The organism is Planktosalinus sp., assembly GCF_059864935.1.
This window is the reverse complement of sequence record NZ_JCBCCK010000169.1, coordinates 1-2,051: the sequence shown is the minus strand read 5'-3', so window position 1 is coordinate 2,051 and position 2,051 is coordinate 1. Positions and strand designations below refer to the sequence as shown.

Sequence of the window (2,051 nt, the reverse complement as noted above, 5' to 3'; positions counted from 1 at the left end):
CCAACTTTTAAAGCTTCACCTAGTTTCATAAAACCGCCATTGCCCTGACGGTATGCTTTGATTGCCGAAAAAAGTAAAAAAATGGTTATAGCCATACTCACTATGCTTATCATCCAGCTTTTTTGAATGTTTGCCACATACATAACAACCATTAAAAGAATAGATACTAGTGCCAGTAAAAGACCGTAATTAACTGCAATTTGTTTTAAAGAAGATTTTTGGTTTTCCATTATATAGAGATTTTGGTTTGGTCAGTTAGTAGACAAAGATAGGAAATCGTTACACAAAATTCCCGAGAAGGTACGAATCTTAATATTAAAATTTCAAACACATTTTTTTCAAAACTTTTATTGCTCAATTCAAAATAATGCTTAAATTTGCAACCTCAAAATAGCGAGGATTTTAAAGCATTATATCATGAAACAAGGAATTCACCCGGAAAATTACAGATTAGTAGCATTCAAAGACATGTCAAACGAAGACGTGTTTCTTACTAAATCTACTGCCGATACCAAGGAGACCATTGAAGTGGATGGCGTTGAATATCCATTGGTGAAGCTGGAGATTTCCAGATCTTCTCATCCATATTATACCGGTAAATCGAAACTGGTTGATACTGCCGGTCGTATCGATAAATTCAAAAACAAATACTCAAAATTCAAGAAATAATTATTTCGCATTATACTTATCTAAAAGCCTTCGGTGAATCGAAGGCTTTTTTTATTGCCAAAATCACCAATTTTTCAATACTTTTACTGAACATTGAAGCACATCAACCATGAATTTTATATTATTTGACGGCCCGGAGCGCAACCACTTGTTGCCGTTTACCTATACACGACCCGTTGCAGACATCAGAGTGGGGATTTTAAGCTTACGCGAAAAGTGGGAAAAGTATCTTAACGCTTCCACGACCACACAGACCCAAGACTATCTCTCGGAAAAGTTTATACAAACCACGCTCGATAAAAACATACTCATCAATCCGGCTTATCTGCCCACAGTAAATCTGGCAGGAATCGTAAATAGCCTCAAGGAAAATCAGGCGTTGTTTGAGAATGACCGACCCATTGCTTATTTTCTTACTAAAAATCAGGAGGTCAACTTTGATGATTTCGAAGTCATTCAATACACGCATGATGATTTGCTTAAAATCTCCAATACCTGGGATATTTTTCGATTAAATGGCGAAGCTATTGAACGAGACTTTAAATTGCTCACTCAAGGTCGAAAATCACAACCCATACCTGACAGCGTTTTTTGCGTTAATAAAGAAAATATCTTCCTTGAAGAAGGTGCCAAAGTAGTTCTGTCTTCGCTTAATGCAAGTTCAGGACCCATTTACATTGGCAAAGATGCCGAAATCATGGAAGCCTGTGCTGTTCGCGGACCGTTTGCCTTGTGTGACCATGCTACTTTAAAAATGGGAGCTAAAATCTATGGACCCACCACGGTTGGTCCTCACAGCAAAGTGGGTGGAGAAGTAAACAACTCGGTGGTTTTTGGGTATTCAAACAAAGCTCATGATGGCTTTTTAGGCAACTCAGTGATTGGCGAGTGGTGTAACCTGGGTGCAGACACCAACAATTCCAATTTGAAAAATAATTATGCCGAAGTGCGGTTATGGAACTATGAAACCGAGAATTTTGCCAGCACAGGTCTTCAGTTTTGCGGACTGATGATGGGTGACCACAGCAAGTGTGGCATCAACACTATGTTCAATACCGGAACTGTAGTGGGAGTAAGCGCTAATATTTTTGGAAGCGGTTTTCCACGAAATTTTATCCCGAGTTTCAGTTGGGGTGGTGCAGCAGGTATGACTACCTTTAAAACTGATAAAGCCTTTGAAGTGGCTCGCGAAGTTATGAAGAGAAGGAACCTGGAGCTTACACAAACAGAAGAAAAGATTTTGGAGCATGTTTTTGAAATCACAGCAAAATTCCGCAGAAGCTAATTTTTACAAGCTGTTGTTTTTATAGTGGTAGTGCCCTAATATATTAGGGCACCACAGTAAAAACAATAAAAATCAAAAAGTAAAAGCGTAATATATT

The 2,051-nt window shown here is 38.3% G+C and carries 3 protein-coding genes; 2 read left to right on the top strand and 1 reads right to left on the bottom strand.

What is annotated here, in order from left to right:
• A partial coding sequence (locus AC6F75_RS06515; RefSeq protein WP_500714148.1) for a DUF4199 family protein occupies positions 1–230 on the bottom strand: 230 nt, incomplete at its 3' end.
• Between the two features lie 187 nt (positions 231–417).
• On the opposite strand from AC6F75_RS06515, the gene AC6F75_RS06510 reads away from it, so the two are divergent.
• Both AC6F75_RS06510 and AC6F75_RS06505 read left to right on the top strand, forming a co-directional pair.
• On the top strand, positions 418–669 hold the full coding sequence (locus AC6F75_RS06510; protein WP_500714147.1) for a type B 50S ribosomal protein L31: 252 nt from the start codon (positions 418–420) through the stop codon (positions 667–669).
• A 109-nt stretch (positions 670–778) separates the two neighbouring features.
• Entirely contained in the window at positions 779–1,954 is a 1,176-nt protein-coding gene (locus AC6F75_RS06505; protein WP_500714146.1) for a putative sugar nucleotidyl transferase, read from the top strand.
• Positions 1,955–2,051: the final 97 nt, after the last annotated feature.

Excerpts from the sequence above, each read along its gene's own strand:
- AC6F75_RS06510 (WP_500714147.1), top strand. The coding sequence starts at position 418 with ATGAAACAAGGAATTCACCCGGAAAATTACAGATTAGTAGCATTCAAA.
- AC6F75_RS06505 (WP_500714146.1), top strand. The coding sequence starts at position 779 with ATGAATTTTATATTATTTGACGGCCCGGAGCGCAACCACTTGTTGCCG.